The 23,628-nt window shown below is 49.6% G+C and carries 28 protein-coding genes; 20 read left to right on the top strand and 8 right to left on the bottom strand.

Annotated features, from left to right (window positions below):
* The first annotated feature begins 167 nt into the window (after positions 1–167).
* The gene (locus tag FGB90_RS10550) at positions 168–347 is read left to right on the top strand and encodes a YjzC family protein (RefSeq protein ID WP_138810811.1); all 180 of its coding nucleotides are present in this window, start codon (positions 168–170) and stop codon (positions 345–347) included.
* A gap of 228 nt (positions 348–575) precedes the next feature.
* Positions 576–1,334 carry an alpha/beta hydrolase gene (locus FGB90_RS10545; RefSeq protein ID WP_138810810.1) on the top strand — a complete coding sequence of 253 codons (759 nt, stop codon included), beginning with the start codon at positions 576–578 and terminating at the stop codon, positions 1,332–1,334.
* A gap of 36 nt (positions 1,335–1,370) precedes the next feature.
* Here the strand turns inward: FGB90_RS10545 and FGB90_RS10540 are convergent, their stop codons facing one another.
* Positions 1,371–2,582 (bottom strand): NAD(P)/FAD-dependent oxidoreductase, encoded by a 1,212-nt coding sequence (locus FGB90_RS10540; RefSeq protein ID WP_138810809.1) that lies wholly within the window; start codon positions 2,580–2,582, stop codon positions 1,371–1,373.
* A 143-nt stretch (positions 2,583–2,725) separates the two neighbouring features.
* Between FGB90_RS10540 and FGB90_RS10535 the strand changes: the two genes are divergently transcribed.
* From FGB90_RS10535 to FGB90_RS10500, 9 genes are all read left to right on the top strand, one after another.
* Entirely contained in the window at positions 2,726–3,499 is a 774-nt protein-coding gene (locus FGB90_RS10535; RefSeq protein WP_138810808.1) for a hypothetical protein, read from the top strand.
* A gap of 125 nt (positions 3,500–3,624) precedes the next feature.
* Positions 3,625–4,110 carry a YsnF/AvaK domain-containing protein gene (locus FGB90_RS10530; RefSeq protein WP_138810807.1) on the top strand — a complete coding sequence of 162 codons (486 nt, stop codon included), beginning with the start codon at positions 3,625–3,627 and terminating at the stop codon, positions 4,108–4,110.
* 105 nt (positions 4,111–4,215) lie between these two features.
* Positions 4,216–4,725 (top strand): YsnF/AvaK domain-containing protein, encoded by a 510-nt coding sequence (locus FGB90_RS10525; RefSeq protein ID WP_138810806.1) that lies wholly within the window; start codon positions 4,216–4,218, stop codon positions 4,723–4,725.
* A gap of 331 nt (positions 4,726–5,056) precedes the next feature.
* Positions 5,057–5,224, top strand: a complete 168-nt coding sequence (locus FGB90_RS19680; RefSeq protein WP_171051785.1) for a hypothetical protein — start codon at positions 5,057–5,059, stop codon at positions 5,222–5,224.
* A gap of 112 nt (positions 5,225–5,336) precedes the next feature.
* Entirely contained in the window at positions 5,337–6,299 is a 963-nt protein-coding gene (locus FGB90_RS10520; RefSeq protein ID WP_138810805.1) for a BMP family ABC transporter substrate-binding protein, read from the top strand.
* Between the two features lie 39 nt (positions 6,300–6,338).
* A complete protein-coding gene (locus FGB90_RS10515; protein WP_138810804.1) occupies positions 6,339–6,893 on the top strand; it encodes a DinB family protein in 555 nt (184 codons plus the stop codon).
* Positions 6,894–7,356: 463 nt separating this feature from the next.
* Entirely contained in the window at positions 7,357–7,689 is a 333-nt protein-coding gene (locus FGB90_RS10510; RefSeq protein WP_246056146.1) for a hypothetical protein, read from the top strand.
* A gap of 173 nt (positions 7,690–7,862) precedes the next feature.
* Positions 7,863–8,273 carry a hypothetical protein gene (locus FGB90_RS19830; RefSeq protein WP_210237234.1) on the top strand — a complete coding sequence of 137 codons (411 nt, stop codon included), beginning with the start codon at positions 7,863–7,865 and terminating at the stop codon, positions 8,271–8,273.
* Positions 8,274–8,603: 330 nt separating this feature from the next.
* Complete coding sequence (locus FGB90_RS10500) at positions 8,604–9,902, top strand: lysine N(6)-hydroxylase/L-ornithine N(5)-oxygenase family protein (protein WP_246056145.1); 1,299 nt, start codon at positions 8,604–8,606, stop codon at positions 9,900–9,902.
* Between the two features lie 82 nt (positions 9,903–9,984).
* Here the strand turns inward: FGB90_RS10500 and FGB90_RS10495 are convergent, their stop codons facing one another.
* The gene (locus FGB90_RS10495; protein WP_138810802.1) at positions 9,985–10,377 is read right to left on the bottom strand and encodes a hypothetical protein; all 393 of its coding nucleotides are present in this window, start codon (positions 10,375–10,377) and stop codon (positions 9,985–9,987) included.
* Positions 10,378–10,593: 216 nt separating this feature from the next.
* Between FGB90_RS10495 and FGB90_RS10490 the strand changes: the two genes are divergently transcribed.
* The 3 genes from FGB90_RS10490 (at position 10,594) to FGB90_RS10480 (ending at position 14,059) form a co-directional block, all read left to right on the top strand.
* Positions 10,594–11,526, top strand: a complete 933-nt coding sequence (locus FGB90_RS10490) for a beta-ketoacyl-ACP synthase III (protein ID WP_138810801.1) — start codon at positions 10,594–10,596, stop codon at positions 11,524–11,526.
* Positions 11,527–11,553: 27 nt separating this feature from the next.
* The gene (gene fabF, locus FGB90_RS10485; protein ID WP_138810800.1) at positions 11,554–12,795 is read left to right on the top strand and encodes a beta-ketoacyl-ACP synthase II; all 1,242 of its coding nucleotides are present in this window, start codon (positions 11,554–11,556) and stop codon (positions 12,793–12,795) included.
* Positions 12,796–13,426: 631 nt separating this feature from the next.
* Entirely contained in the window at positions 13,427–14,059 is a 633-nt protein-coding gene (locus tag FGB90_RS10480) for an O-methyltransferase (protein ID WP_246056144.1), read from the top strand.
* Between the two features lie 440 nt (positions 14,060–14,499).
* Here FGB90_RS10480 and FGB90_RS10475 read toward each other — a convergent pair whose 3' ends face one another.
* The 3 genes from FGB90_RS10475 to FGB90_RS10465 form a co-directional block, all read right to left on the bottom strand.
* Complete coding sequence (locus FGB90_RS10475; RefSeq protein ID WP_138810798.1) at positions 14,500–14,688, bottom strand: hypothetical protein; 189 nt, start codon at positions 14,686–14,688, stop codon at positions 14,500–14,502.
* A 39-nt stretch (positions 14,689–14,727) separates the two neighbouring features.
* Complete coding sequence (locus FGB90_RS10470) at positions 14,728–14,997, bottom strand: hypothetical protein (protein WP_138810797.1); 270 nt, start codon at positions 14,995–14,997, stop codon at positions 14,728–14,730.
* A 94-nt stretch (positions 14,998–15,091) separates the two neighbouring features.
* A complete protein-coding gene (locus tag FGB90_RS10465) occupies positions 15,092–16,666 on the bottom strand; it encodes a polysaccharide deacetylase family protein (protein WP_138810796.1) in 1,575 nt (524 codons plus the stop codon).
* A 261-nt stretch (positions 16,667–16,927) separates the two neighbouring features.
* Here FGB90_RS10465 and FGB90_RS10460 point away from each other — a divergent pair, with 261 nt between their 5' ends.
* The 4 genes from FGB90_RS10460 (at position 16,928) to FGB90_RS10445 (ending at position 19,356) form a co-directional block, all read left to right on the top strand.
* Positions 16,928–17,671 carry an SDR family oxidoreductase gene (locus tag FGB90_RS10460; RefSeq protein ID WP_138810795.1) on the top strand — a complete coding sequence of 248 codons (744 nt, stop codon included), beginning with the start codon at positions 16,928–16,930 and terminating at the stop codon, positions 17,669–17,671.
* A gap of 127 nt (positions 17,672–17,798) precedes the next feature.
* Positions 17,799–18,215, top strand: coding sequence for a flavoprotein (locus FGB90_RS10455; RefSeq protein WP_138810794.1), 417 nt, complete (start codon positions 17,799–17,801; stop codon positions 18,213–18,215).
* A gap of 161 nt (positions 18,216–18,376) precedes the next feature.
* The gene (locus FGB90_RS10450; protein WP_138810793.1) at positions 18,377–18,631 is read left to right on the top strand and encodes a hypothetical protein; all 255 of its coding nucleotides are present in this window, start codon (positions 18,377–18,379) and stop codon (positions 18,629–18,631) included.
* Between the two features lie 470 nt (positions 18,632–19,101).
* Entirely contained in the window at positions 19,102–19,356 is a 255-nt protein-coding gene (locus FGB90_RS10445; protein WP_246056143.1) for a stage VI sporulation protein F, read from the top strand.
* 27 nt (positions 19,357–19,383) lie between these two features.
* On the opposite strand, the gene FGB90_RS10440 is transcribed toward FGB90_RS10445, so the two are convergent.
* Positions 19,384–20,214 carry an alpha/beta fold hydrolase gene (locus FGB90_RS10440; protein WP_138810792.1) on the bottom strand — a complete coding sequence of 277 codons (831 nt, stop codon included), beginning with the start codon at positions 20,212–20,214 and terminating at the stop codon, positions 19,384–19,386.
* Positions 20,215–20,381: 167 nt separating this feature from the next.
* On the opposite strand from FGB90_RS10440, the gene FGB90_RS10435 reads away from it, so the two are divergent.
* Positions 20,382–20,807, top strand: a complete 426-nt coding sequence (locus FGB90_RS10435) for a VOC family protein (RefSeq protein ID WP_138810791.1) — start codon at positions 20,382–20,384, stop codon at positions 20,805–20,807.
* Positions 20,808–21,144: 337 nt separating this feature from the next.
* Complete coding sequence (locus FGB90_RS10430) at positions 21,145–21,897, top strand: class I SAM-dependent methyltransferase (RefSeq protein ID WP_138810790.1); 753 nt, start codon at positions 21,145–21,147, stop codon at positions 21,895–21,897.
* Positions 21,898–22,312: 415 nt separating this feature from the next.
* Here FGB90_RS10430 and FGB90_RS10425 read toward each other — a convergent pair whose 3' ends face one another.
* Positions 22,313–22,780 carry a hypothetical protein gene (locus FGB90_RS10425; protein ID WP_138810789.1) on the bottom strand — a complete coding sequence of 156 codons (468 nt, stop codon included), beginning with the start codon at positions 22,778–22,780 and terminating at the stop codon, positions 22,313–22,315.
* Between the two features lie 148 nt (positions 22,781–22,928).
* Positions 22,929–23,543 carry a TetR/AcrR family transcriptional regulator C-terminal domain-containing protein gene (locus FGB90_RS10420; protein ID WP_138810788.1) on the bottom strand — a complete coding sequence of 205 codons (615 nt, stop codon included), beginning with the start codon at positions 23,541–23,543 and terminating at the stop codon, positions 22,929–22,931.
* Between the last annotated feature and the right edge of the window lie 85 nt (positions 23,544–23,628).

The following is a 23,628-nucleotide window of genomic DNA, read 5'->3' as shown; positions in this document are numbered from 1 at the left end:
CGCGTGTACATTGTAATTTTCACGTATTAATCACAATTCCCGCCCATAAAGCCCGGAGAAAAGCAGGGGCTCCGCGAATATGTTTTCCGGCTCCCGTAGTTTCCTCCGCTCATAATTCCCTTCCGGATGAGCAACCTAAGAACATTCAATTAAAGGGAGGGATTCTTATGGGGCAGAAGCGTCAGTTCGAGTCAGGTGAAAAAGCGCCGAATAACGGATTCTACGTGGAAATCGGTGAGACAGGGAGCATGGTGAACAAACCGAAGAAGGTTCACCTGGAGGCAGGCCAGGAATTTCCCGCTCTCACGAACAAAGACCGTAAGTGGACATACCAGCGCAAGCCGTAATACTGAAGTGCTTCCAGTTAAATAAAATACAGGGACGGTTTTCATTTACAGATGAAAGCCGTCTTTTTTTGTCATGGAATAAAAGCTTCGGGAATAAGATGAAAAAATGACAAATGCGGAATCAGTGCAGTGCCCGGGCCTCATACCCAGCCTTTTTTTATCCTGCTGAATAGGATGGTGGTAAGCGTGTGTCCACGGGGCACAATCTGAGCGTGAGGTGAGCGGGAGATGGTCATGCAGGTTACAGAGCGGTACTTTACGATGGAAGGAGAGCAGGCGGTCGTTCACCTGCCTGAGCGTCCCAACGGTTTTCTCATCCTTATTCTGGGGGATGTCAATCATTATGTAGGGGGTAATACGAGTCTGTGGCACCAGAATCCCGACCGCCGCAGGTTTATTGAGCTGCTTAAAAACGAAGGTTATACGATTGTGTACTCAAACCAGTACGGCAGGCACTGGGGCAATGAAGAAGCCTACAGGCTGACCAAACGGGTGATCAAGGAAACGCTCCAGACGGAAATTCTTAATCCGCGCTTTCATGTTTTTGCGGAAGGAATGGGCGCGCTTCTTGCATTGAGACTCCTTGCAGATCACCCTGACCAGCTCAGGTCCGTTGTCCTTTATAATCCGTGTCTCAGTCTTAAAGCCTACCTGGAGCATGAGCGAAGCAGCCTGTTTTTTTACAAGCGGTTTAAAAAGGAACTGGCAGCTGCATACGGGGAGGATGAAGCAGTTCAGGAGAAGGCTGTGGAACTGCCTTCTGCACTCTGGAAAAAAACATGTCCCGAAACGATGGTCAGAATCTTTCACTGTGTTTTTCAGCGTACGTACCCGCTGGATCAGCACAGCCGGCCATTTGCCGAAACACTCAGGGAGAGGGAGGCACCGGTGGAACTGACGGTCTTTCTTCCCGGTAAACAGCTGCCTGATTTCGCGGGACCGGTGAGGAAATTTCTGGCCGGGTATAACGAGCTCCGAAAACTGTGAAAACACGATGGGCATAAGGGCCATCGTGTTTTCGTTTTATCTGTCCAGGGCTGTTAACGCGCTGTCCGGGCTGTAGCCGTAGAGGATAAGATCTTTAATAATGTCGGCGCCAATCGTGCAGTAGACCGAGCCGTTTCCTCCATACCCGAGAAGGAAAAAGACGTTTTCGTGTTTCGGGTGGTTTCCCATAAAAGGAAGTCCGTCCCTGGACTCGCCGAATGTGGCACTCCACTCATGGGCAATTGCCAGGTCGGGGATAACAGGGAAATGCTCGCGTACGAGACGGAGGAGCTCATCACCTTTTTCCCTGAGCACACCGGGATCATCAGTTGGGTCTTTAATCTGTTCATCGAGGCCTCCTGCCACGATTCTGTTGTCCGGGGTCGTCCTCATGTACAGGTAGGGCTGCTTCGTTTCCCAGATAAGAACCCGTTCGTGCCAGGAGGAGAGATCTTTGACAGGCTGGGTGACGATGGCATAACTTCTGTTGTTTACGGCTTTTTTTATATTGGCAAACTCCGCTGTCGCATAGCCGGTACAGTAAATTACGTGTTTAGCCTCGATCGTTCCTTTCGGGGTCCGGAACGTGTGCGTGCCCCCGCTGTCTTTCGCGAATTCGTGGCCGAGAACCTCGGTATTTTCATACACTCTTACCCCGTTTTTGTGTGCCTCCCGTATGAGTGCAACCACAAGTTTGAACGGATTGATTTCCGCGTCAAGGTCCGAAAGAATGGCAAGGTCTTTCTCGAACGGAAAGAATGTACTGATTTCATGCGGCTGAAGCAGGCTTACAGGAAAGCGGTGCTTGCGAAGCATTTCATACTCTTTAAGGAGCTTTTTAACATCACTTCTGCTGCTGGCATAGAAGAGGGATTTGCGTCGGATAAAATCACTTGAAAACTCGAGATTGCGGGTGTAGACTTCCAGGTCGTCGATCGCTTTCAGACACCTTTTGTAGAACTTCACTGCCTTATCTTCCCCGAGCTTTTTGGCAAATGAGGTGAGCATCTTGTCGTTTGCAAATTGAAGAAGCCCTGTGTTTGCCGAGGACGAGCCGCCTGCAACCGTGTTCTTTTCAACGAGGATCGTATCGATATTGTACAGAGACAGCCGGTGAGCCATCTGGGCACCGGCTTCACCGCCTCCAATAATCAGCACGTCACATTCTGCCGGCTGATCAAGTTTCGGATACTCAGGGTACTGTTTAAGTGTTGTGGGCCAGTAAAGGCTTCCCGAATGCAGCTCCATAGCACGTCGCTCCTTGTATGGTTGGTCTCCAGTTAGCGTGCGTCCGTCCCGCGGCGTTTATACCTGTTTGGATCCCTGCCGGCATAAGCCCGGTAAAACCCGTCATACAATGAGACAGTACGTGATGAGGAAGAGGGGAAAAAATGGAGCGTATACGTATTATAAACGGACTTGATTTCTTTGGTTATCACCTCTGTGAGGAAGCCATTGCCCGGGGAATCGAAATCATTTTAGCAGAAGACGGAAAGCTGACTGAGGAACAGGAAATGATCAAAGCGCTATTTGCGAGAAACAGCCTTGTTTCTTTTGAGGAAAAAGAGGCGGACGTGACGCTTGTGAATGAATATGAACGGGCGGGAAAGTATCCAGGGGAGGCGGTGGTGGCAGGACGTGAAGAGGGGGACATCCTGCTCCCCCCTCTCTACGGTCCTTTCCAGCCGGAGGACGGAGGGTTTGCCGCTCTAATATCAGGCGCGGAGAAAAGTGTAAGCAGGTTTCGTGAATGGACTTTATCGGAGGGGAAGGGGCTTGTTCACGCAGGAGATGCAGCAGAAGCAGTGCTCGATCTTCTTGAAATGAAGGAGAAGCTGTACGTGAGGATCACCGAAAATATGCCGGATACATGGGAAAAAGGCGTCCGCTTCCTGGCTGACAGATTCGAGGAGCTGGACTGGTGCCGGGAGCTGCTTGAGGAGGAATCCGACGGTCATGGTGAGACTGAGGGCGTCGGCAGGACGGAAGCTAACGGGGAAAAAGAAGGCGGCCCCAGCGATCCGGAGGGTGATGAGCAGAAAAAGAATGGATCTGATGAAATGAAGCGATTGGTAGTAAAAGTCTCCGGACGCCCGTTAGAGAAGGGACTTGAAGAGCAGATTGCCTGGATGGATAAAACGGGATCCGGGAGGAAAGGCGGGTAAAGGGCAGTTCAGTCTCCACTTAAAACCAGCATGCCCATTTATTAAAGTGGATGGTGACTGACTTCCGGGTGAACAATGTAAAGGTGGACATTAGTCCATTACTTCTTAAACCGGGGGGTCACATCATGAGCTTTTTTGGCATGTTTAACGGAAACGAGGAACGCAGCGGAAAACGTGAAGAGGGCAGAGAGGTCCGCCGCGAAGGCAGGGACACTGAGTTTGCAAAAGATGATGCCCATATTGATCTTCGACAGGAAGAGCTGGATATCCATAAACACCGTGATGAAACGGGAGACGTGGAAATTCACAAGGAGATTGTGGAAGAGGAACAGACCGTCAACGTTCCTGTTTCCCATGATCAGGTTGTCATTGAAACAAAATCAGTAGACCACAAACCGACCGATGACCCGATTTCCGAAGAGGAGACGGTTCATATTCCTGTAACTGCAGAAGAGGTTGACGTGGATAAGCATACTGTCGTTACAGGGGAAGTAAATGCCCATAAACGTTCAGTGGAAGAGAACAGACAGGTCCACGATGTTCTTCACAAGGAAGTTGCAGATGTTGAAACCCATGGTACAGCAGACGTTGTGAATGAAAAAGAAAAATAACGTCAGCGGGATGTCCGGAAGGCCTGGTCAGGCTTTCAGGGCATCCTTTTTTATATTCCTCCTCACTCCCGGGCAAAATAGAAAAAACAACGAAGAGGTGAACGTATGGCCAGGTATATTGTGATCGGGCTTCTTGCCGGCGGTATTGCAGGGTGGCTAACAGGTTTTTTTATCTCAGGTATCGTGGGCGGAGGATTGATTGGTGCCCTTTTATTCCGGCTGAAGGGAAGCGGCAGTGAGCAGCAGGTTCAGGATCGGGAGGACTCTTCACAGAAAATGGAGCTGAAGGAAGAGGAGCTCGAAATTAAAAAGAAACGCGTACAGACAGGTGAGGTGAAAGTACGGAAAGAGGTAGTGGAAGAAGAAAAAACATTCAAGGTACCAGTAAGACGGGAGGAAATGGTGATTGAAACCGGTGACGAGGAGGAGCTTCGCATTCCTGTAAAAGAGGAAGAGGTTAACATTAGCAAACAGCCGGTGAAAATTGCCGAAGTAGACGTAACCACTGAGCAGGTTGAGGAAATGAAAACAATCAGAACACCTCTGAAAAAAGAGACAGTCGACGTTGAGGTTGAAGGGGATGCAGACGTAAAGGAACAAAGGGAGGATCCGTGAGCCTGGGACATAAGGAAAGTGTTCAGATGAGAATCCGAACAAAAACTGACAAGCGGAAGATATATTCGCCGACTCCTGCGGGAGAAAAAGCGCAGGTGAGCCCCCTTTAGCAGCGAAGCACGAGGAGGTTCAGCCGCTTCCCGCGGAAAGCGGCGAATATTTCAGGAGCGATATACCTGCACCGCTTATTGATTGTTCGGATTCCTGTCTGTAAAACCACTTCTGTCCCGGCCTCTTTTTTTGAGTATAATTTCCGGGTGGGGCTGATGGTTGCAGGCAGTATAGTGATTTGCGATGATAGAAGGTAATTGTGTGAAAAGAGGTGGAGCAGATGAAACAGCTGCTTGCAGGAATCGTTTTGTTCGCTGTTATTGCACTTGGAAGTTACTTACTTTTTTCAGGGCCGCTTGGAATGGGTCAGGGTGTGGCTGTTGTTGCAGCGATCGTTCTGGCAGTGCTCGGGGAATGGTCTTTTCATAGATTCGTAAGACAGCCGTAACGAAACTGTAAAGCTGGAAACAGGGATTCACCGGCAGGACTGTCGAAAAGTAAAGGATAACGAATAGTCTGAAATACCTAATATGCCCGGGCGGCAGAAAGGGTTTGGTCGGATGAAGCAGGGAACAGTCGTTTTTTGTGTCATTATACTGGCGTTTTTGACAGGCTGTACAATTTCAGCTGAAAGTGGGGAACTGGAGAAGGCGGGACTGCTGCTGCCGTATACGTATGACGATGAGGGATGGAACCGGAAAGGGTACCAGGGCCTGCTTCATGTGCATGCCTCCATGGATGTGGATGTATATGTGGAAGAGGACATCCGCACTACCGAAGCAGTGCGTGAGGCCGTCCAGCGCTTTGCGGATGAAGGGGTGAACCTCGTCTTCGGGCACAGCACGATTTACGCTGAACCGATTATGGAGATAAGCGGGGATTTTCCGGACCTGCACTTTATCAGTGTAAACGGTGAAGTGAGCGGGGAAAACATAACCGGCCTGCATTTTCAAGGCTATGCTATGGGGTATTTTGCCGGGATGCTTGCAGGAAAAATGAGTGATACCGGGACAGTTGCCGTAATCGGAGCCGAAGAATGGCAGCCTGAAGCAGCAGGGTTTGCCGATGGTGCTTTATTTGCAGCAGATAATATGAAAGTACATACAGGTTTTACAGGGAGCTGGATCGATGAGGAAGCGGCTCTTAAATTACATAAAGAGTTTAAGGACGCCGGTGCGGATGTCTTTTATCCGGCTGGTGACGGATTTCATGTGGCCATCGTTGAGCAGGTGAAGGCGGATCACGACTATGCCATCGGTTACGTAGGGGACCAGCTCGATCTCGGGGAAGCAACGGTGCTGACAAGTACCGTCCAGGAAGTGGAACGCCTGTACCGGCGGGTGGCTGAAAAGTTTGACGCAGGTGAACTGGACAGCGGCAACAGATACTACGATTTTACCGAAGGGCTCGTCAGTCTCGGTGATTACGGCCGGGATGTGCCGGAAGATCTTCGCAAGTGGCTTGACGGTTATGTTGAAATTTATGAGGAGACAGGAAAACTCCCATTCGAGATCGAAGAATAAAAGAGCAGGAAAATTGATCCTTTCATAGGAGTGTGAGCCATGGAAATCAGAGAGCTTTCTTCAGGAGAGGCGAGGGACTCCCGTTATCTGCTGGACGGTCTCATCGAAACGAGGGAAAAACTGCTAGAAATGATTGATCATGTGGACGACGGGGATCTTTATTATGAGACAAACGGGCTTCCGTCCCCTGCGGGTTACCTTCTTCATCTCGCCCAGATTGAATTATTCTGGAACAGAGTCGGACTCCAGCAGGGATCACTCAGTGACGGCGACAGGGAAAGGTTCTGCTTCCGTGAAGAACAGGAAATCACGTGCCCGAAAGGAAAAGAAAAATCATGGTTTCTTGCCCGTCTCGGAGAGGTGCGGATGCTGACGCGTGAGCACTATATGAAAATGTCGGATATCGAGTTTAAACGCCCTTCCCTGGAAGTGAATTTAAAAGGGGAAAAGGCCCTTTGTTCACCGGAGTGGGTTCTCTATCATCTTATCGATCACGAAGCCTATCACAGAGGCCAGATTGCCCTTATTTTCCGGATGATGAACGGGACGAGGGAGAAATGGGACCATTTCAATACGCCATATCTTTCGATGTAAAAGGAAAAGACCTCTGCTGGTGCAGGGGTCTTTTCGTGGTAATGGAAACTGTAAAATCCAGTGCTTAAGTTAAATGAGGCAAAGGCTTACGTCTTCTGCAGTTAATAGGTCTCATGCGGAGTTTCACGCCGGCAGTGAGACTCCTGCGGCAGACGGGGCCTGGGGAAGACCCCACAGGGCGATAGCCCGAGGAGGCTTCCCGGACCGCCTCGGAAAGCGAACGGACGGCGTGAAACGGAGCATTATCTTAAAGGATACGCCAGCGTTTTTGTTCTCACGAAAGAGGTATGACCCTCGGTGGCCGGCGGAAAAAGCGGGCAATGAGGGATTCAGGCAGCAGAAAAGGGCGCTGCCCGGAATAGTGGTGCTTCATGCTCCTGATGCTCCGAAATCTTCTCTGCTTGCATCAGCCACGCGGTTTCTTTAGGATAGAGGAATGATGAAAGTGAAGGAGAGGATCGGATTGGCAGAACAGAACAAAGCACTTAAATCCATGGCGGATCGCGTCGTGAAAGGCTATAAAGCAGTACACAGCAAGGATTTTGAGGAAGCGAAGGAGCTGCTGGAACCGCTGAAGCCCCTGCTGCACCAGGATGACAAACCGAATGTTACCTTTCTTGTTCATCTGGCCATGGCGCAGATCGGGACGGCCAAGGTGGAGGATTTCCTTGCCACGTACGAGGAACTCCAGCAGTATGAACCGAAAAATGAGGAAGAGGCAAAACTGAAATCCCGGGTGGATGAAGCGTTTGAGGAACTGATGAAAACAATGGCAGAAGAAAAAGCGGACGAGTAAAAGTCAGCTGGGGGTACGACAGTCCATAGCTGACCGGGCGAAAACCTTGAAAACCGGGCGTCTGCGGAACAATTTGTCCCTAAAAGACAGGCTCGTGTTCCGATTGTCCTCATATGATAGCAGGGAACAGGCTTATTCCCCATGTGAGCAATACTGAAGGAGGACAATAAACGATGACAATGGTACATCATCCAGCTTATTATTACGGAGGAATGCGCGGCGGCAAACCCGGTCCTGGTCCGGGGCCGTATCCGGATCGGTATTTTCCGGTACTGCCTTTCCTGGGAGGGCTGGCTGTAGGAGGGCTTCTGGTTGGCGCCCTTGGTCCCCGCCCGCTGTACGGTCCCCAGTTTGGCCCCGGCTTTGGTCCGCAGTTTGGTCCTTCGTTCGGACCACAGTACGGCCCTGGTTTCGGTCCACAGTACGGCCCGGGTTTCGGCCCGCAGTTCGGTCCCGGCTTTGGTCCACAGTTCGGTCCGCAGTTCGGACAGAGTCCCGGTCACTTCGGCGGACAGCAGTTTGCAGGCTATGGAACAGGTACTCACGGGTTCGGAAACACGCCATACTACAGCTCCACACTCTAGATACTCAGCTTTATACAAAATGCCCTGCGTTGTGCAGGGTTTTTGTGTGGATCGGAAATCGGCTGAGGGGGAAGGGCGACCAAGCATAGAATAAGCCTGCGAACCATTATTCGGGGAGCCCGGATGCCGGACTGAATAAACCTCTGCTGCCGGATCACCGGGCCATTTTGCAGACGGTTATTTGCCCTCCTTCCCGAGGATTGATAGAATTAGTTTATTCATACATCCGCCGATGAGCGGATTTTTATCTGTTTTTCCTTCTACATGCTCTTACATAGATACACTCAGCACGAAGGAATTGCAACAGAAAACCATGAAGGAGGAACTGCTTTGGATCATCATGTGTACGATCTTGTGGGCGTTGGAATCGGCCCGTTTAACCTGAGCCTTGCTGCTCTTCTTGAGGATACGCCTGAAATAGATTCTGTGTTTTTTGACCAGAAGCCGGAGTTTGACTGGCACCCCGGGATGCTTATAGTGGGTACCCGTCTCCAGGTCCCGTTTATGGCGGACCTTGTTACTCTTGCGGATCCGACGAACCGCTACAGTTTTCTGAATTACCTGGCAGAGAAAAACCGGCTTTATCCGTTTTATTTTCTTCAGCGCCTTGATATCCCGCGCAGGGAATACAACGATTACTGCAAGTGGGTGGAAAGCGAACTGAATAACTGCTGTTTCGGCAAAAAAGTCGTGGAGCTGGATTACCTCGAAACGGAAGAACAGTACACGGTTACGGTTCAGGATATCCATACGAATGAGCAGGAAACGTTCCACTGCAGAAATCTGGTGCTCGGTACGGGGAGTGCGCCGGTACTTCCGGAAGCGTTCAGGGAACTGGCATCGGACCGGGTTTTTCATACCTCCCAGTTTCTGGACTACCAGGACCGCTGTCGTGACGCCCGTTCTGTCACTGTCGTCGGTTCAGGTCAGAGTGCGGCAGAGGCGTTTCGTGAGCTGTTAAAGGAACGGATGGAGCATAACTACAAACTCACGTGGATTACCCGTTCCGAAAGCTTTTTTTCCATGGAGGAATCAAAGCTCACTGTCGAGCAGTTTTCCCCGGACTATGTAAACTATTTCTATCAGTTTGCGCAGGATAAAAAAGACCGGATTTTTAAAACACAGGACCTTCTTTATAAAGGAATCAGTTCCCACACAATAACAGACATCTATAACCTTCTCTATGAGAACTCCGTTTCCAACGAGGAGATTAATGTGGATCTTCAGGTGCTGACGGAAGTGAACGGGATCCGCGAAAAAGGGGACACCTATGAAATTCAGTGCCGCCAGTGGGAGCAGGACTACGAGTTTACCCGGGAAAGTGACGTGGTAATCGTAGGTACCGGTTATCATCCTCATGTACCGGGATTCATTAAGGATATCGAAGAGCACATCTCCTGGGATGAGAAAGGCCGATATGAAGTGGAGCCCGATTACCGGCTGAAAGTGAAGGTGCCGAACGAGATTTATGTGCAGAGCGGAATATCCCACTCACACGGGATCGGTTCGACCAACCTGGGCCTTGCGGTACACCGGAACAAAATTATTATTAACCATCTGCTCGGACGTGAGAAGTTCCCGATCTACGACAAGAATGTATTTCAGAATTTTGACGCAAGAAAGCTCTGAAGATGAGAAAAAGCTGATTCCGGTCCGGACCGGAATCAGCTTTTATTCTGGGATAAGGGATGGATGAGTCAAAAGTGACGGGTTACCTGCTGTTCTTTTTTTCACCGGGGTCCGGGCTGCTGCCATAGCTTTTCAGGGCATCCCAGACAGGGGTGAGATGCCTGATGTAGGGTTTAACAGACTGGGCAAACGCAATCACAGCGGTTATCTGCTCCATCGTCCGTTCCATCTGCTCAAGTTCTTCCGGTGTCGGTTCGTCGAGATCGGCAAGGGGGTCTTCCTCCGTTTCTTCTTCCTGTTCCGGATTATGATCGGAAGGTTCCTCCTCGTGCGGATTTCCCCATCCTCCGAACAGCCAGTTTCCCCGGGGACCGGTCTCTTTCTCCTGCTCCCGTTTCGCGGCGGCCGGTGGACTTCCGAACATGATCTGGTCAAAAAAGCCGAACGGAGAGTTTTCGTTGTCGCGGTCAGCCATCAGCGTCAGGCCTCCTTTTTCACCGTATTTTGTCTATATTTACCTTATGCAGAAAGATCGTGCGGTGTATGGGGGACTGTCCTTAAAAAGGAAAAGCATTGCATTTCGATTAGGACTAGGTCATAATATTAACTATAAAATTCTGTTTACAGAAGAAATTTTGATCGGAAACCGGACGTGAGTGCGGGCGGTTACCGGCCAGAGGGAGGATCTTACATGAGAGCTGGGATCTGGGGAATTGGCACCTATGTACCTGATCATGTGGTGACCAACAAAGAACTTGAACAGAAAATTGACACGACTGATGAATGGATTCAGACCCGTACGGGGATAAAAGAAAGAAGAATCGCATCCGATGATGTGGACACAACGGATATGACTTACTTTGCTGCACTCGATGCACTGGAGAAGTCCGGAGTTGCAGCTGAGGAGATTGACCTGATCATTGCCGCTACTGTAACGGGAGAGTACCGTTTTCCATCGGTGTCTGCCATGGTTCAGGACCGCCTGGGTGCAAAGAAAGCAGCTGCCATGGATATTGGGGCGGCATGTGCCGGCTTTATGTACGGACTTGCCACAGCGAAGCAGTTTGTGGAAAACGGGGCTTACGAGAAAATCCTCGTGATAGGTACGGAAAAGCTGTCCAAAATTACAGACTGGGATGACCGGAATACCGCTGTTCTATTCGGTGACGGTTCCGGAGCAGCTGTCGTTGCTCCTGTTTCAGGAGACAGAGGAATCCTGTCCTTTGAGCTCGGAGCGGACGGTAGCGGCTGGTCTCACATCCGTCAGGAGAAGCACCTCCTGATGAACGGGCGGGAAGTGTTTAAGTTTGCTGTGAGACAGATGGGTGAGTCGTCCATCAACGCTCTTGAAAAAGCCGGCCTCACAAAAGACGACTGTGATTTCCTTGTACCGCACCAGGCGAACATCAGAATTATGGAGAGTGCAAGGCAGCGGCTTGACCTGCCGAAAGAGAAGATGAGTAAGACGGTGGACCGTTACGGAAATACGTCCTCGGCCTCCATTCCGCTCTCTTTAATGCATGAGCTTGAAAATGGTAAAATAAAAGATGATGATATTGTCGTATTAGTCGGATTCGGTGCAGGCCTCGTATGGGGTTCTGTTGCAATCCGCTGGGGAAAATAGGATACGGAGAGAAAGGAGCCGACATTAATGAAGAAAAATAGAGTAGTGATAACCGGCATGGGTGCGGTTACACCTTTAGCAAGTGATCTTGCACAGACGTGGACAAAACTGATTAACGGCGAATCGGGGATCGATATTTTTGACCGGTACCCTGAGGCGGAATTTCCTACAAAGGTGGCGGGCGAAGCGAAAGACTTCGACCCTGCCAACTATATGGACAAGCGTGATGCAAGGAAAATGGACCGCTTTACCCAGTTTGCTGTTGCCGCAGCTCATATGGCGGTAAAGGATGCAGACCTGACAATCGATGATTCCAATGCCGAACGTACAGGTGTATGGATTGGATCCGGAATCGGCGGCATGGAAACTTACGAGAAGCAGTTCCGTCTCTACGAAAAGCGCGGACACCGCCGTGTGAGTCCGTTTTTTGTCCCGATGCTTATTCCTGATATGGCGAGTGGCCAGGTATCCATTCAGCTTGGGGCAAAGGGGATCAATAGCTGTTCGGTAACAGCGTGTGCATCCGGTGCCAACTCCATCGGCGATGCGTTTAAAGTGATTGAGCGCGGCGATGCGGACATCATGATTACAGGAGGCGCGGAGGCACCGCTTACGGAAATGTCCTTTGCCGGATTCACGAGCGCACAGGCCATGAGCCGTAACGAGGATCCTAAAACAGCCTCCCGTCCGTTCGATAAAAATCGTGACGGCTTCGTAATGGGGGAAGGCTCGGGTATTCTCGTGCTTGAATCCCTTGAAAATGCCGAGAAGCGCGGCGCCCGTATTTACGGTGAAATCGTTGGCTACGGTGCGACAGGAGATGCTTATCACCTGACGGCACCGGCTCCGGAAGGGGAAGGCGGCGTACGTGCCATGCGTCAGGCTCTTAAGGATGCAGGGCTTGCACCTGAGGAGATTACGTACATGAATGCCCACGGTACGAGTACGGAGTACAACGATAAGTATGAAACCATTGCCGCTAAAACGGTCTTTGGTGATCATGCACGAAAACTTGCAATCAGCTCCACGAAATCCATGACCGGTCACCTCCTTGGTGCAGCCGGTGCGATTGAGGCAATTTTCTCGGTGAAGGCCATCGAGGAAGGCATCATTCCGCCGACGATGAACCTGGAGACCCCGGATGAGGAATGTGACCTCGACTACGTGCCAAACGAAGCGCGCCGACAGGAAGTCGATACGGTTCTCAGTAACTCGCTCGGTTTCGGCGGGCATAATGCCACGCTGGTATTTAAGAAGTTCGTGAAGTAAGTGATGAATGGAGCTTCGGAGACCGTCAGGAGACGGGATCCGGGGCTTTTTTGAAAGCTGTATTCGGATTGATTACTGCTTTTGTAATATTATTTTGGAGCGCAGGGCGGCGACTCCTGCGGGACCAGCATTAACTGAAGACCCTGGAGGCGGTCTTCCCGAGGAGGCTGAAGTGATGCCCGCGGAAAGGGCCCGCCTGCAGCGGAATAAAGCAGCCATCATTCTAAAAGGCTGTGTTCGTGTATATTGTTGCTATTGGTCACATTATTAATGGAGCGAAAGGCGGTGACTCCAGCGGGAAAAGGGAAAAGCATCAGGTGAAGACCCCGCAGGGACGAGCGTTTACATCGTGAGTTCACTTCGAGCTGCTTCGACACAGACGCTTCGGAGCTTTCGGGCAGAGGAAGAAGCACGAAAACTACTCTGTCGGCTGAAGCGATGCCCGCGGAAAGCATCCGCCTGCAGCGCAATAAAACAACAATCTATCCGAAAACAGCTTTCTAAAAAGAACCTTTTTCAAACAATGGAAAACGTAAAGCCGAGGCTTTTTTCCCGGCAGGCGAAACGCTTGATTTTCCCTTATCGGGGGCTATACACTGATAAGATAAAGCTGACAGAAAGAGGTGGCGGCGTGACTACGAACCACTATATACGCAATCTTTTCGCCCAGGAAGATGAAAGTCTTTCCCGCATACACGAAACACTTAAGCAGAATGACATGCCTGAAATCAGCGTTCCGGCTGAGACAGGAAAGCTTCTCTCCCTCCTTGTTAAACTTACCGAAGCTAAAAGCGTGCTTGAAGTCGGCGCTCTTGGCGGCTACAGCAGTATCTGGCTCGCAAGGGGACTGCCTGAGGACGGGAAGCTCACGTCCCTTGAACTGGAACCAAAGCACGCGAGGGTGGCAGCGGAAAATGTGGCCCGGGCAGGGCTTGAAGATAAAGTAACGTATCGCACAGGAGACGCGATTGAAACATTCTCCGATCTTGTTTCTGAAGGGGAAACGTACGATTTCTTCTTTATCGATGCAGACAAAGGGAATTACATTCCCTACCTGGAGGCTGCGCTGCTTTGTGCCGAACCGGGAGCGATTATTGCTGCGGACAACGTCCTGTGGGGCGGCAGGGTGGCAGACGCGAATAACAGTGAGGAAGACACGGAGCATCTCAGGCGCTACAATGAGTTTGTTTCCAGCGATGAGCGGCTTGAATCCCTCCTGATTCCGATCGGGGACGGTCTGCTCGTAAGCCGTGTAAAGAAATAAACCATGCTTGAAAGCCGGCACTCGGGGAGAGGGCCGGCTTTCTGTTTAAACCTTTGCCGTTCTGTTTTTGGAGGGATTTTAGAGTGTGAGTTGTATCATAACCCGGTGAAAGTGAAGGAGAAATAATACGATAAAATGCGAGTCGTATTAAAACGCGGTGCAAGTGAAGGAGAAATAATACGATAAAGTGCGAATCGTATTAAAACGCGGTGCAAGTGAAGGAGAAATAATACGATAAAGTGCGAGTCGTATTAAAACGCGGTGAAAGTGAAGGGGAAATAATATGATATGGTGCGAGTCGTATTAAAACCCGGTGAAAGTGAAGGAGAAATAATACGATAAAGTGCGAATCGTATTAAAACCCGGTGCAAATACAGGAGAAATAATACGACCCGGCTGAAATACTGCTCAGGGTCGGGGGCTGCTCCCCGCTGCTTTATTCACAAACCTCTGTTAAACAGCCACGGAATCAGTGTAATGCTAATGACTCCCCATACTGTGGTTCCCACAATCCACCAGACTTTAAGGCTGGTACTTCCCTGCTGTTTTTCAATCCTGCTTTTTGCCAAAATGACTGCCGCAAACCCGACAAGGATGAACCCAATAGATAACAAGAATATCAGATCCATTTCCGCTCCCCCTTTATTTCACCAAATACAGCTTCCTGGTCACGCCTGGGAAAAGGAAAAACCGGCCAGTACAGCCAGGGCAGCGGCGCCGCAGAGACCAAGGGCAATTCCGAGTCTTTTTCCGCCGAGCACCTCAAAGATAGCGAGGGACAGAACCAGCCAGATCAAAGCAAGAGTTCCACTGGTGAAAACAGCGTAGAATAAGAAGTCTGTAGTTATATAGGCTGCAAACAGAAGAACGAAGCTGCCTCCGGCTGCCAGCATAATTCCTGTAAAGAAAACGAGCATAATTCTGCCAAAAATACTCATTATAAAACTCCTTCATATTTGTTCTTTTTATACAAGTTTAGCAAACCGGCAGACTAATAAAAAGCCTCCTCTGATGGCAGAGGAGGCCATTAAACTAGTTCAGGCTGTAAAGTTCTGAAATTGTCACAAATTCATACCCCTGAGCGCTCAGTTCTTCAAGAATGATCCGTGCTGCGTCGATGGAGCGGGGGTGGATGTCATGAAGGAGAATCACAGCTCCGTCGTGAACGTGAGGCAGTACACGGTCGACAATTTCCTGTGTGGACCCGGCCTGCCAGTCCCGGGAATCAACCGTCCATCTCACTTCCGGTTTGTCTGTCATGGTGTGAACCCTTCCGCTTATGGCACCGTACGGCGGCCTGAAAGTGACTGGTCTTTCGCCCGTTACCTGCTCAATGACGTCACTTGTGGAAGTAAGTTCGTGCTCAATCTCCTCTTCACCGAGTGTGGTCAGATCCGGATGGGACCACGTATGGTTGCCGATTTCGTGGCCGCGGCTGAAGGTTTCTTCTACAATATGCGGGTAAGACTGGGTATAGCTTCCAATGACGTAAAAAGTCGCTCTGGCACCGAAGTCATCGAGATGGTCCAGGAGCACTGGAGTCAGATCCGGGTCGGGCCCGTCATCAAACGTCAAAGCTACCCGGGGAGCACCGTCACTGGCAGGAGCGTTACCGATTCCAAGCGTTTCACTGGTCGTGGAAGTGCCTCCGCTGCTGCCGGTATCATCACCGTTTTCCGCTGCATCACCATTCCCGTTTTCCCCGCTGCCGTTTCCATCCTCCCCGTTCTCACTGCCGTGCCCGTTGCCTTCCTCACCGTCGTTATCTTCCTCGCGGTTTCCGTTTTCCGCTTCCTGTCCGTTTTCTTCCAATTCAGCCGGCGGCTCTTCCGGAAAACTTCCATTCTCAGCCGCCGATTCTCCCATTTCCTCCGGGATCTCCACTCCGGCTGTTTCTGCAAAATCACTGTCCAGAACAGAAGCAAGATCCTCGTAGGGAAGAAGAACAACCGGGGCACCGAAGTATTCCCGGGTCCATTCACCACGGTTATAGGCGAAAATCAGCCCGTGATCGGTGAGCATGAATGATTCGTAATTTTCCGGTTCAGCCTGTGTCAGTTCCTTTACGTGGTCTTCATATACAGCATCTCCGAACATAGCTGTCATTTTCGTTTCCATAAGGTCTGCGAGCTCACCAAGGTAGTCCACTTCCTCATTAAACACATCGGACAGCGTAACCCGATTTCCCGTTTCCGCTTCAAAACTTACTGACGTCTGCCGGTGAACTGCTTCATCCACTTTGTATTCGTATTCTGTTAAAAACGATATATACTCTCTGTCAAATGGGGCATCGACTTCAAGGGATGACTGGAATGTAAACGGAGCATCATCCTCTTCGTGTGCCTGCTCCGCTTCCTCAATAAAAGCGTTCAGCAGGGAGCAGCCCTCGTCCTCAACTTTTTCCCCTGCATCGAGACCCTGGACGGAAGGATAAACGAGTGAATAGCGGTAAGCGTCACCCTTGCCGTTTTCGGTAATTATATTAATATCATCATAGGATGACTGCTGGATATTTTCGGTTACGGTTGTCTCTTCTGTTCCTCCTGCACATGCGGCAAGAAAAATCGCACCGGTAACGCCCGTGCAAAAGCCGGTGAAGCGTTTCATTCTTCCACTCCTTTAATCTGTCAAATGCAGTATAACAGACACAATAGGGCAAATGTCAGTGTTTAAATATGTAAAAAGTAGTACTAAGAACATATGTCACCGTACGGCATTCCCTGCAATAGTCACTGATAAACTGATAAAATGGAAGAAATTTCTGTACTGCATTACATGAAAAAAGAGCATCTCAGTTTCTCTTCCCACGGGTGCATGGTAGGTTAAAAGAGTACGTGCTTAACTTTTTACCCAAAGGAGAGGTGCGAAATGGAACATGTATCAGGAAAGGTCGTTGTTGTAACCGGTGCAAGCAGTGGAATCGGTGAGGCGATTGCGTTCAGGGCAGCCGAGCAGAAAGCCGATGTGGTGCTTGCTGCACGCCGTACAGGACGGCTCGAGGAACTGAAAAACCGGATCGAATCGGCAACCGGTCAGCGGGTTCTCGTTGCAGAAACGGATGTTACCGACCGGAGCCAGATGGAAGCCCTTGTGGAGAAAACGAAGAATGAATTCGGAAAAATTGACGTGCTTGTAAACAATGCGGGCGTGATGCTGCTTTCCTTTATGGCCAAGGATAAAGTTGACGAGTGGGAGAAGATGGTCGATGTGAACATTAAAGGTGTTCTTTTCGGTGTTCATGCCGCCCTCCCATCCATGCTCGAGCAGGACAGCGGCCATATTATCAATGTGTCCTCTGTTGCCGGTCATGAGGTGTTTGCGTCAAGCAGTGTTTACAGCGCGACGAAGTATGCTGTCCGCGCCCTCAGTATGGGGCTGGAGAAGGAACTTTCCAGAACCGGTGTGCGTGTGACAAACATTTCACCGGGGGCAGTGGAATCCGAACTTGCCGAACATATTACCGATGAGGATATCCTTGAACGCTTTAAGGAGCGTGCAGGAGAAATGAAAAAACTGCAGGCCGATGACATTGCCAATGCTGTGCTTTACGCAGTAAGCCAGCCCCCTGCGGTAAACGTGAACGAGGTTACAGTGAGACCGCTGCAGAAGTAAAAGCGGACAGACCAATACAGTAAACACGCCGGGTCGACAGAATCCCCGGCTTTTTTACGTGGAAAAAAGGAATTTTTATCCTAAATATGGAATCTGTAAAAATACAAAATATTTAATGGAGGTTCACATGGATCAATCATTCAGAGAATTTGCAGATCACTACTATGAAGTATGGAGATCTTCTTCGATTGACAGTCTGAGAAACATCATTGCAGAAGACTATCAGGGACGGGAAATCAACGGCGGGAAGCCGGTGGATTTCGGGTTCGGGGAATCGGTGTCCGGCTGGGAACAGGGATTTACGTTTGTGAAAGAAAACAATGCAAAGTGGGTGCTTGAAGAAATCGCAACTTTTACATTAAGAACGGATGAAGTGATGATGGTCGTCTCGGCAACGATGGACATTGGCGGTAAGCGGATGGACACAGGGAATGTCCTGTTTCAGACTTTCAAAAAAGACGGGACGGATGAGTGGAAGCTGGTCAGAAGTTATATTGAGGCAGGCATTCCTGCGGAGAATCTGGGGAAGGTACATTTCAGCTGAGTAATTTACAAAACGGAGGGGGGGGTTCGTTCAATCGTGTAAATTTATGTCCTTTCCTGCTGATTTTTCTGTGAAATACCGTTTACAAAAATGGGCTGAATGATATAATTGAGGTAATTAGTACCAATTACATAGGGAATCAGCAGGAGAGGGTGAGGGGCATGGCCCTTACAGTAGAGGACGAGACAGTTTACAAAGCGAGAAGAAAATCGATGAAAAAAGGGTGGGAGCTTTACGATTTCACCGTTTTACAACAGACCAGAAGTCAGGTGTACAAGGCGATTAATTATGTGCCTGCAAAGGACCGTTACGCAGTTCAGCTGTATTACCCGAAAATGAACGCTTATACCCAGACAAGCTGGGCAAGGACGTTTCAGGATGCGCAGCGGCTGTATCTTCAGAAGGGCAGACGGTAAAGAAGCCGCCATATAACTGAAGGCGCAGATAGGGTGAATTTCTGCAGTATAGTTATACATAATGCACAACATCGGATCAGGTTCAGCCTGATCCTTTTTTTTAAGCTGTTTTCGGGAAGATTGTTGTTTTATTCCGCTACAGGCGGACGCTTTCCGCGGGCAGGCTTCAGCCGACAGAGTAGTTTTCGTGCTTCTTCCTCTGCCCGAAAAGCCCCGAAGCGTCTGTGTCGAAGCAGCTCGAAGTGAACTCACGATGTAAACGCTCGTCCCTGCGGGGTCTTCTGCTCCTGCTCTTCCCGCCGGAGTCGCCGCCTTTCGCTCTACAGTTAATTTGATCAATAGCAACAATCTATACGAACACAGCCTTTTTTTATGAAACCGGGACGGACCCTTTTTTCCTTTCTGCATACGATGAAAGAAGAACAGGTTTCTGCTCTATGCAGAAACCGAAATAAGAAAGGGTTTTGTCCATGTTTAATATGTTCAAAGGGTTCGAGAAGAAGACAGGGGTAAAAATGGATTCTGTCATGAAACTTGCCAACTCGGTTAAAGATGCCAATTTCAAGGATGAAGCAACTGTCAGAGACCTGATCCAGCGTGTATCAAAGCTGGCCAATAGAAAGATCCCCAAACAGAAGGAAGATCAGCTTGTACAGACGATCTTAAGCGGAAAGACGCCGAAGGATCTTGGAGAAATCAAGAAAATGATGGATGATAAAAAGTAGCGAGAGGCTGTCGCAGGGCGACAGCCTTCAGTTTTTGCCTGACTCCTTTATAAAGTGCTCTACGATCCGATTAAATTTTTCACTGTGCTCCCAGAACATCATATGGCCGCCCAGGATTTCCACTTTCGCTTCAGGGGTCAGTCTGTTTATATACTTTACTGCCGTTTCGGCCCAGTGCTCTGCCACGACGTTAAGGGTCGGCACCTGTCTGGCCGCTTTTTCCGCTTCCTCCCGGCAGTCCGAAAACATCCCTGAGGCAAACAGGTTTCCTGCAATATAATAAGGAGTTTTTAACGACTGCTCGACAAGCCAGGTTAAATCCTTTTCTTCGAGCTTTCTCTGTACCATTACCTGGGTGATGTAGCCGGAGATGAAGTCTCTCTGTCCGCTGGAGTCACGTAAAAATGCGTTGTAAATGCCCGCAATATCGTCCAGCGGACCTTCAGACCAGTCCTGCGGGTCTGCGGATAACGATTTGGGTGGCATGTCGACGAAAATCATTGATTTGACCCTGTCATAGCCAAACTGCTTTACATACTCCCAGGCAGTCAGACAGCCAAATGACCAGCCGGCGATTACTGCATTGGTAACCTCCAGTGCTTCTAGTACAGCATGGAGGTCGGCTCCATGAGTAACATAATCATTCCCGTGGAGAACGACAGTGGATCTTCCATGACTGCGTGGATCTAAAACAATGACACGGTTCGTTTTGGAGAAATAGTCGACTTGCTTTTCAAACACTTCTGTTGTAAACGTAAATCCGGGAATCAGAACGAGCGGGTCGCCGCTTCCGGCTTCCTGGACAAACAGTTCAACTCCAGCGTCTGTTTTAATGTATTTTTCATTTATGACCGTCATTCGGTTACACCTCCGGGTGCTTTTTTAAGATCTCTATTCATATTCCCGGAAAAGATTGCCTATACCTAAAAAGCGCGGCAGTACCAGTCTGATTTTTTTCAATTTTCTGTAGGAGCTTACAGAGGTACGAGGTATAATGAAAACAGAAAAATCAGGAGGCGATGAAAATGAAACAGCAGGCGGTACCGTATTTTATCTTTGACGGGCAAGCAGCAGAAGCGCTGGCGTTTTATGAGCAGGTGTTTGACGGGGAAGTGACGGAACGGCAGACATTCGGGGAAGCGGATTTTCCGACCCCTCCGGAAGCGGAAGACAGAATTCTCCATGCAAGGTTCAGGAAAGGACCGCTGTATTTTATGGTGTCCGATGCTTTTCCAGGGTCTCCGGTGACGACCGGTAACCATGTTGCTCTCGTTCTGGAGATGGAAACAGAGGAAGAAATTCACCATTATTATGACCGGCTTCGGGGTGGCGGCGAAGTGCTGATGGAGCTGCAGGATACGTTCTGGGGTGCCACGTATGCGAAAGTAAAAGACCGCTTCGGGCGAATCTGGGATCTCAATCTGGAAAAACAGCAGTCAGCTCCGGAGTAATTTGATAATGCCTGTGATGACGAGGGCCACGGGAAGAACGAAAGTGCTGATGTTGGGGGACCATCCGAAAACAGCACTGAGACCGAAGATGATCCCGAGAGAAACCGCAGGATAGACAAGGATAAATAGAAATGCAGGATTCAACGCACTTACCCCTTTCTCCGTGAGATTTTTAGCAGATGGCGGACACGGAATGCAACAACGACGACAAAAAGTATACCGATGACACCATAAAACCATTCCATTGGGATAAACCTCCTGATTACCGGCTTATGTGGAACATACCCTTGGAAGGTTTTTTCCAAACGGAAACAGATGTAACAATGGAGGCAGAAAAATGCTCGGATATTACAGCAGTTTATCAGCAGAAGTTTATGATATGGACAAGCCGGCAGGACACTCCTTCGGCGATGTTGAGTACTACAGCGAAAGACTGAAAGGCGTGAGCGGCAAGGTCCTGGAGCCGGCCACCGGAACGGGGCGGATTCTCGTTCCTCTGGTAAAGCAGGGGTTCAACGTGGAAGGTTTTGACCTTTCCGGGGAGATGCTCGCCATTGCCCGGCACAATTGTGAGGAGCACGGCGTAAAAGCGGAGCTCCGTCAGGATAATATGGTCACATTTGAGCGGAGCGGGAAATACGAAGCGGTGATTGTACCTACGGGAACGTTTCTGCTCATCAGTGATCGAAAGGATTCCATACGCGCACTTGAGAACTTTTACAGACACCTGGCTGACGGCGGGCGTCTCATTCTGGATGTATTTCTGCAGACAGATTTTGAAAAAGGACGTGTGAGTGTGCGGACATGGGACTGCGAAAACGGTGACAGAATTACCCATGAAAATACCCTTGTGGAAGTGGATCACGTAAATCAGCTGACGGTCTCCCATGGACGATATGAGCGCTGGCGCGGGGGAAAGCTCGTGGAATCGGAACTGGAACGCTTCCCACTTCGCTGGTACGGGATTGAGGAATTCCGGATGATTCTGGAGAATATCGGGTTCCAGGATGTAGTGGTATCTGCGGACTATGAGTACGGCAGGCCGCCGGAGCGTGCGGATCAGACGGTGACGTTTGAGGCGGTGAAATAACCTGCTGGGGCGGTGGGGCTGTTCCGGCAGACTGGCGGGAGCGCTGTTTCAGGCTAAGGACAAGTAAATCAGAATAAGTACAGATAAATAAATGTAAGGTGGCTGGGACAGAAGAAGTAAAGTGTTTTGATGAGAATCCGAATAAAAAGGCTGACAAGCGGATGAAATATTCGCCGACTCCTGCGGGAGGAAAAGCGCAGGTGAGACCCCTTAAGTAGCGAAGCACGCGGAGGCTCAGCCGCTTCCCGCGGAAAGCGGCGTATATTTCAGGAGCGATTTACCTGCGACACGAATTGATTGTTCGGATTTTCATCTATTAAAACACTTCTGTCCGAGCCTTTTACGGTTTAGAGGATTAATTGCGGCCAATAAAAACCGCAAAATAGCGGCTTCAGACAGCAGGAGGGCACACCCGTTACCGGGGAGTGTCCTCTTTTTTCACGAAGTAGCCTTTATCCAGCCTGTATCCTCTGCGGCGCATGCGGATGTAGTGTATAAGGAGAATAGCAGGCAGGATGAACACAAGAAGAATGACAGAGTAAAGCAGTGATTCTGACCAGCTGTTGAAATTATTGACCCAGTAATTGAGGGGAGTGAGGATCCCAACGAAGAGAGGCGCCATAATGAGGGGTGTTTTGTACATATTAAAATCCCGGTCGGCCCTGGTCATTTCGTTCTCGTCCGTTTTTTTGAAATACCGCTCGAAAATCGTATAGCGGAATAAAAGGGCAAGCCCGGTGGCGACGGCATAACCGGTCACTATGCCGATCAGGGGATTCGGCATAGTCAGGGTGAATAGGAGGATGATTCCTCCGAATACGATGGCGAAAATAACCCCGAAAAGATACTGCTGCTTTGTATTCATGTCAATTTTCTTCCCCATCGCACTCCCTCCTTACCCCGTCAGTACCCGGGTACAGGAAAATAAAACCAGACATAAGCCTGATCTTCCTGAGACCAGACTATGAAATCCCCCGCAGCGCTTAATGAATTGCAGTATCTAATGCAGAAAGCAGGAGTGTCTCTGGCTGTCACTTTCCCTCGCCGGCTTTACTTTTAAATCCTGCGATCAGTACTTCAAGACCAAAACGGAATTCTTTTTCCGTGTCAGGGATGGAGAAATCAAAGGGAAGGTCCATTTCTTCCACAGTACCGGGTTCCGGTGGCGATTCTTTCATTTTCTCGTACCGGTACTCCTCAATTACAAAAGAAGTTATGTAGTTATCAAACATCCATGCAGATGAAAATATGTCTTCTTCCTTCAGCCCGGCCTGTTTAAAGAGAACACTGGCTGTGGAGATGAGTTTCAGCCGGTTCGGTGTTGAAGGCATGGATTCGACCATGACATAGGCAGCATCACGTATCTCCAGCAGAACGTCACGGTAATGAAGGGCGAGTGCAGTCAGTTCTTTTTCCCAGTCGTTTTCAGGATTGGGGAGAGGGATCTGTCTGCAGATTTCATCACTGATCCATTCGAGAAGTTCAGACTTGTTTTTAAAGTGCCAGTAAAGGGATGAACCTTTAATATCGAGCTTATCAGCAAGCTTACGGATGGAGAGTTTTTTAAAGCCCTCTTCCTGAAGAAGAACCAGCGCCGTTTTGATCACACGCTCCTTACTTACTGTTCTCGTGGGCTGTTTTTCCATTTAAAATACACCTCCTGTTATTGACAATAATAACATGATCAGTGTAACCTAACAGTGTTAGATTATAAACTAACACTGTTAGGGA

The sequence above is a fragment of the Alteribacter natronophilus genome, from assembly GCF_006007885.1.
GTDB lineage: Bacteria > Bacillota > Bacilli > Bacillales > Salisediminibacteriaceae > Alteribacter > Alteribacter natronophilus.
The sequence above is the reverse complement of the archived record's forward strand: the minus strand, read 5'-3'. Positions and strand labels throughout refer to the sequence as shown.